The organism is Parahaemophilus parainfluenzae, from assembly GCF_001055095.1.
In the GTDB taxonomy this organism is placed as follows: domain Bacteria; phylum Pseudomonadota; class Gammaproteobacteria; order Enterobacterales; family Pasteurellaceae; genus Haemophilus_D; species Haemophilus_D parainfluenzae_Z.
The window spans coordinates 1-6,309 of sequence record NZ_JVHG01000016.1 but is presented as its reverse complement, the minus strand read 5'-3'; the positions used below and the strand labels follow the sequence as shown (position 1 = coordinate 6,309).

The following is a 6,309-nucleotide window of genomic DNA, read 5'->3' as shown; positions in this document are numbered from 1 at the left end:
AAATGTCTAAAGAAAAATTTGAACGTACAAAACCGCACGTAAACGTGGGTACAATCGGCCACGTTGACCACGGTAAAACAACTTTAACAGCAGCAATCACAACCGTATTAGCAAAACACTACGGTGGTGCAGCTCGTGCATTCGACCAAATCGATAACGCGCCAGAAGAAAAAGCGCGTGGTATCACCATCAACACCTCACACGTTGAATACGATACTCCAACTCGTCACTACGCACACGTTGACTGCCCAGGACACGCGGACTATGTTAAAAACATGATTACCGGTGCGGCACAAATGGACGGTGCTATTTTAGTAGTAGCAGCAACAGATGGTCCTATGCCACAAACTCGTGAGCACATCTTATTAGGTCGCCAAGTAGGTGTACCTTACATCATCGTATTCTTAAACAAATGCGACATGGTAGATGACGAAGAGTTATTAGAATTAGTAGAAATGGAAGTTCGTGAACTTCTTTCTCAATATGATTTCCCAGGTGATGATACACCAATCGTACGTGGTTCTGCATTACAAGCATTAAACGGCGTTGCAGAATGGGAAGAAAAAATTCTTGAGTTAGCAAACCACTTAGATACTTATATCCCTGAACCAGAGCGTGCAATTGACCAACCGTTCCTTCTTCCAATCGAAGACGTGTTCTCAATTTCAGGTCGTGGTACAGTAGTAACAGGTCGTGTTGAGCGTGGTATCATCCGTACTGGTGATGAAGTTGAAATCGTTGGTATCAAACCAACAGCGAAAACAACAGTAACTGGTGTTGAAATGTTCCGTAAATTACTTGACGAAGGTCGTGCAGGTGAAAACATCGGTGCATTATTACGTGGTACAAAACGTGAAGAAATCGAACGTGGTCAAGTATTAGCGAAACCAGGTTCAATCACTCCACACACTGATTTCGAATCAGAAGTTTACGTATTATCAAAAGATGAAGGTGGTCGTCACACTCCATTCTTCAAAGGTTACCGTCCACAGTTCTATTTCCGTACAACTGACGTAACAGGTACAATCGAGTTACCAGAAGGCGTGGAAATGGTAATGCCTGGTGATAACATCAAAATGACAGTAAGCTTAATCCACCCAATCGCGATGGACCAAGGTTTACGTTTCGCAATCCGTGAAGGTGGCCGTACAGTAGGTGCTGGCGTTGTTGCGAAAATCATCAAATAATTGATGTATTAACTGTAACAAGTTAGATAAAGAAGGCGTATCGAAAGATACGTCTTTTTGTTTTTTATCAATGAATGTTGTTTTTATAATAGAAAGTGCGGTCAAAAATTGTATCGTTTTGGTATGATACAGACTCATTTTTTATACGGGTGTTTTTATGCAACAACTACCATTTAAAGCCGTTGTCTCTGATCTTGATGGCACGCTACTTAATACCAATCATGTAATTGGTGAGTTTACTATTGATGTATTGAATAAATTAGAACAAAAAGGTGTAGATATTATTTTAGCAACGGGACGTAATCATACAGATGTTGCTTCTATTTTAGGTAAGATTGGAGCGGAGCATGCCGTAATGATCACTTCCAATGGCGCACGAGTGCGTGATCTAAAAGGTAATCTTATTTATAGCAATAGTCTTCCAGAAGAAATTGTGCTTGAGTTGTATAAAATCCCTTTTGATCGCACCAAGGTTTGTATCAATACTTATCAAGATGATGGTTGGTTTATCAATACAGATGTGCCGGAATTAGAAAAATACCATAAAGATTCAGGTTTTATGTACGAAGTTGTCGATTTCACAAAGCATCATGGAAGAGGAACTGAAAAAGTATTTTTTATTGCTCATGATCCTAAAGATCTAATCGAACTAGAAGATTACCTTAGAACACAGTTCGGAGATAAAACAACGATTGTTTATTCAGCGCTAACTTGCTTAGAAGTGATGAACAAAAATGTATCGAAAGGTGATGCATTATCTCATCTATTAGAAAATAGAAATTATGGATTAAAAGATTGTATTGCTTTTGGAGATGGCCAGAATGATGTTGAAATGCTTTCTTGGGTTGGTAAAGGTTATGTGATGGCAAATGCTGATTCTCGTTTAAAAGAAGCTTGTCCAGAACTGGAAGAGATCGGGTTCAATAAAGACGAAGCAGTGGCCAAACATTTAGCAGAAATTTTTGGTATTAAATAGATGTTTCAGTCAATTTTTCTGGTTAGTGCCGGTGCGGCAATTGGTGCATCTTTACGCTGGGGATTAGGTTTATGGCTTAATTCCCTGTTTAGTTCGCTTGCATTTGGTACACTTGTGGCTAATTTTATTGGCTGCTTTTTGATGGGGATTTTATTAGCAGCCTTTTGGACCTTCCCGCAATTTAGCCCTGAATGGCGATTATTCTTAGTAACTGGATTTCTCGGTGCTCTTACCACCTTTTCTTCTTTTTCAGGTGAAGTAATAGAACTTTTTTTTAAAGAAGAGTGGGGAAATGGATTGTTTGTTTTAGTGAGTCATTTAGTTGGTTGCTTAATTTTTACAGTATTAGGGATTTATTTCTTTAGACTCATCAGTCTTCTATTCCATTTCCGATAAAATCGCTAAATTCTTCAGAATAAAATCCATGAGAGAGCATATACTGCCAAATTTTTTGTTTGCTTTTGATTGGTTGAGGTTCTGCATAATTAGGAAACTTTTTACGTAGAACCTTTTCTGCGATTTCAGCCCAATTAATTTCACTTTCTCCAAGAACTTCATTTATGACGTCTGAAGATACACCTTTTAGTTGACGTAATTCTTGTTTAATACGATTTGCACCGTATCCACGTTGCGAACGTGTATGTAAATAATTTTCAGTAAACCGTTTATCATTTTGCCAGTTTTTTTTCTGACAGTGAGCTATTGTTTCATCGATCTCATCTTCTGTAAAAGCTTTTTCCTGCATTTTATTGCGTAGTTCAAATTCGCTATATTCACGTCGAGCAAGTAAATTAACAACATAGCTCAAGGCAAGAGAAGGCATAGAAATTCCTTGTAAGTAAAATACGGTTAAAATGAAAAGTGCGGTTCAAAACTGACCGCACTTTTAGTGATTAGAAATCGCTTTCTGCATCATCATTAGATTGTTCAATATCAGCCATTAATGCTTGTTCTGGGTTAGCGACTAATTCAGCACGAAGTTTCGCTTCAAGTTCATCAGATTTAGCAGGATTTTCATTTAGCCATTTCATCGCATTAGCTTTACCTTGACCAATCTTTTCACCGTTGTATGCATACCACGCACCAGACTTCTCAACAAGTTTGTGTTTAACACCGAGTTCAATTAATTCGCCAGCTTTCGAAATACCTTCTCCGTAAAGAATTTGGAAATCAACTTGGCGGAAAGGTGCGGCTAATTTATTTTTTACGACTTTAACACGAGTTTCGTTACCAATTACCTCATCTCCATCTTTAACTGAACCAGTACGACGGATATCTAAACGAACAGAAGAGTAGAATTTTAGCGCGTTACCACCAGTTGTGGTTTCTGGGTTACCAAACATGACACCAATTTTCATACGAATTTGGTTAATAAAGATAACAAGGCAGTTTGCATTTTTGATTTGACCAGTTAATTTACGTAGCGCTTGAGACATTAAACGCGCTTGTAAACCCATGTGTGAATCACCCATTTCACCTTCAATTTCAGCTTTCGGGGTGAGAGCTGCAACAGAGTCCACAATGACCACATCTACAGCACCAGAACGTACTAATGCATCACAAATTTCAAGTGCTTGTTCACCGTTGTCTGGCTGGGAAACTAAAAGTTCTTTCACATCAACGCCAAGTTTTGCTGCATAAATAGGATCAAGCGCATGCTCCGCATCGATAAATGCACAGGTTTTACCTACTTTTTGTGCTTGAGCGATAACAGATAAGGTTAAGGTTGTTTTACCAGAAGATTCAGGTCCAAAAATTTCAACAATACGACCCATAGGTAAACCACCAATGCCAAGAGCGACATCAAGACCTAAAGAACCAGTAGAAACAGATTCAACATCAAGGGCTTGAGTATCACCCAATTTCATAATTGAGCCTTTACCGAATTGCTTTTCAATTTGGCCAAGTGCTGCGGCGAGCGCTTTTTGCTTTTCTTCTTGAGTTGCCATATAAAACCTTCTTAAATAGAGTTATCTAAATTTGGTTAGATTATATCTGTATTGATGTACAGTATCAAGAGAAAATTTTTCCCTTGATGAAAAAATGTGAACCAGATTCCAAATTTGAGAAATAGTTTATTTAAAATCAACTTCTTAAGTAATTTTGTAGATCTTGAATTTGTGCTGCGAGGATTTTTCCACCCAGTTCATATACAGTTCTTATCTTGGTTTCATCTCGTTCTAATCGCCCTATATTGAGTGAGACATTTGGGCGAATCACAAAGAGTTTATTTTGTTTTTCTAAACGAATGATTTCTTCTACTTGCTCATTATAAGTGCGGTAGCGATTTTCTAAGGTTTTAACTAAGTGTGGATATTTGCGATAAAAAAGCTTGAATAAAAAAGAAGATGATCTTGTTTTACGGTAGTCGATCGGTTGAGTTAAAACAACGATGATTTTATCACAACCAAGCTCTTGTGCTTTTTCAAATGGAATACTATCAGCAATTCCACCGTCTAAATATTTTTGTCCATTGATTTCCACAAATTTTGAGGCAAAAGGCATAGCTGAAGTTGCTCTGAAGTATTCCATCTCTTTGAAAACATCTTTGATTTTGAAATATTCCGCTTTACCATTCTCAATGTTTGTGGCAGCTAAATAGAAATCAATGTGAGATTTCTCGAACTCCTTTTGATCAAAAGGGTCAAGATTAAAAGGGAGATCATAGAAAGCGAAATCTTTATTGATAATATTACCTGTTGTAAAAAGGCTATGAAATCCCATGTAACGTTTATCTTTAAGATATTTTAGGTTATATCTCAACGCTCTTTCTTTTTGGTTGGATGCATAATTTATGCCAAATAATGCACCTGCAGAGATACCAATAATTTTATTTATTTGAATGTTTTGTTCCATCAGTGCATCAAGGACACCTGCGGTAAACATACCTCTCATACCGCCGCCCTCAAGAACGAGTCCTACTGTCATTTTTACTCCTGGAATTTGAAAAAGTTTTAGTGGAATAAATATTAAACTATAAACTTATTTATATTTATCTTGTTGTTTATCAATAAATAAATTTTACATTTGCGATCTCTCTCACAAAATTGATTTTTTATATTCGTCACACTTAATTGGTTATGATATAACTACTTTGAGAAGTACTTGTTGGTTTAGTCGTATGTGATTAACCCTTTAATAAGGAGGAGTTTTAAAATGAAAACTCTTATAATCCCAAATGATCATATCAGTAAAGTATGTAATTTGTTAAATCAACTCATTGGAGATGTAACAAGTAAAAATCTATTTACGGGATATGGCCTGTTTCATAAAGATAAAGATATGTTTGCGGTTTGGGCAAACAATAAGGTTTACTTACGTGCTAAGGATGAGCTTTCGATAAAATTAAAAGGATTTGGCTGTAAACCTTTTACAACAAATGAACTCAATAAACGCTTCGTATTATCTGATTATTATGCTTTAACTGAAAGCATTTTAAAAGATAATGCTTTAATGAGAAACTTGCTTATTCTTTCTATTAGTCAAATAAGGAAGGAGAAACTTGATTCTGCACTATCTAAGATTGGGAGAATTCGTGATTTACCGAATTTATCGGTTAAGTATGAAAGAGCACTGAAGAAAGTGGGCATTGAGCATGTTGATACTTTACGGCAAATAGGTGCTGAAAATGCGATTGTTCGTTTAAAGAAAGCGGATATTGGGGCCACTGAGGCTTTCTATTGGCGGCTTCGAGGTGCTTTAGAAAATCGAAACTGTGAGTTTTATACTGAAAAAGAGAAGGAAAGAGGCCTTAGTAAACTTAATGAAATACTTTCTGCAAATGGGTTTAGACGTTGTAAGCGAACCTTAAAAAAGGCTGAATAGCATTCATATAAAGGAGTTAGCGTCTAAAAAATCATCTATCGAAGAGATTTCTTAAAAAAAGTGCTTGCGTGGATTTCAAAAATCCCTATAATGCACCCCACACAACGACGCGCTGTTGTGACTCTTAAGAAAAACCGGTGCGTCGTTCTTTTTTGCTCTTTGACAATATATCAGACAATCTGTGTGGGCACTTGTTGATTGACTTGTTTTAAAAATATTTTTTAATTTTGAAGTCTTAATAGGTGCTAACTAGAAATTCATATACTTTTTAAGTAGTGACATTTTATGTCAGCAGTATTGAGCGATTGAACTTGAATTGAA

General features: G+C 36.6%; 7 protein-coding genes. 4 read left to right on the top strand and 3 right to left on the bottom strand.

The window, feature by feature from the left end; genetic code table 11:
- The first annotated feature begins 2 nt into the window (after positions 1-2).
- The 3 genes from tuf (at position 3) to crcB (ending at position 2,559) form a co-directional block, all read left to right on the top strand.
- Positions 3-1,187, top strand: a complete 1,185-nt coding sequence (tuf, locus tag ADA56_RS04915; RefSeq protein WP_005635637.1) for an elongation factor Tu — start codon at positions 3-5, stop codon at positions 1,185-1,187.
- Between the two features lie 157 nt (positions 1,188-1,344).
- Positions 1,345-2,163: a Cof-type HAD-IIB family hydrolase gene (locus tag ADA56_RS04910; protein ID WP_049369601.1), complete on the top strand. Its 819-nt coding sequence runs from the start codon at positions 1,345-1,347 to the stop codon at positions 2,161-2,163.
- Positions 2,164-2,559, top strand: a complete 396-nt coding sequence (gene crcB / locus ADA56_RS04905; protein ID WP_049369600.1) for a fluoride efflux transporter CrcB — start codon at positions 2,164-2,166, stop codon at positions 2,557-2,559.
- On the opposite strand, the gene recX is transcribed toward crcB, so the two are convergent.
- From recX to ADA56_RS04890, 3 genes are all read right to left on the bottom strand, one after another.
- The gene (gene recX, locus ADA56_RS04900; RefSeq protein ID WP_049369599.1) at positions 2,534-2,986 is read right to left on the bottom strand and encodes a recombination regulator RecX; all 453 of its coding nucleotides are present in this window, start codon (positions 2,984-2,986) and stop codon (positions 2,534-2,536) included. The two genes, crcB and recX, sit on opposite strands and share 26 nt — an antisense overlap.
- A 70-nt stretch (positions 2,987-3,056) precedes the next feature.
- Entirely contained in the window at positions 3,057-4,112 is a 1,056-nt protein-coding gene (gene recA, locus ADA56_RS04895; protein WP_049369596.1) for a recombinase RecA, read from the bottom strand.
- A 136-nt stretch (positions 4,113-4,248) separates the two neighbouring features.
- Positions 4,249-5,091, bottom strand: coding sequence for a patatin-like phospholipase family protein (locus ADA56_RS04890; protein WP_049369595.1), 843 nt, complete (start codon positions 5,089-5,091; stop codon positions 4,249-4,251).
- Positions 5,092-5,319: 228 nt separating this feature from the next.
- On the opposite strand from ADA56_RS04890, the gene ADA56_RS04885 reads away from it, so the two are divergent.
- The gene (locus ADA56_RS04885) at positions 5,320-5,988 is read left to right on the top strand and encodes a TfoX/Sxy family DNA transformation protein (RefSeq protein ID WP_080972341.1); all 669 of its coding nucleotides are present in this window, start codon (positions 5,320-5,322) and stop codon (positions 5,986-5,988) included.
- Positions 5,989-6,309 lie beyond the last annotated feature (321 nt).

Excerpts from the sequence above, each read along its gene's own strand:
- tuf (WP_005635637.1), top strand. The coding sequence starts at position 3 with ATGTCTAAAGAAAAATTTGAACGTACAAAACCGCACGTAAACGTGGGT.
- ADA56_RS04890 (WP_049369595.1), bottom strand. The coding sequence starts at position 5,091 with ATGACAGTAGGACTCGTTCTTGAGGGCGGCGGTATGAGAGGTATGTTT.
- ADA56_RS04885 (WP_080972341.1), top strand. The coding sequence starts at position 5,320 with ATGAAAACTCTTATAATCCCAAATGATCATATCAGTAAAGTATGTAAT.
- recA (WP_049369596.1), bottom strand. The coding sequence starts at position 4,112 with ATGGCAACTCAAGAAGAAAAGCAAAAAGCGCTCGCCGCAGCACTTGGC.
- crcB (WP_049369600.1), top strand. The coding sequence starts at position 2,164 with ATGTTTCAGTCAATTTTTCTGGTTAGTGCCGGTGCGGCAATTGGTGCA.
- recX (WP_049369599.1), bottom strand. The coding sequence starts at position 2,986 with ATGCCTTCTCTTGCCTTGAGCTATGTTGTTAATTTACTTGCTCGACGT.
- ADA56_RS04910 (WP_049369601.1), top strand. The coding sequence starts at position 1,345 with ATGCAACAACTACCATTTAAAGCCGTTGTCTCTGATCTTGATGGCACG.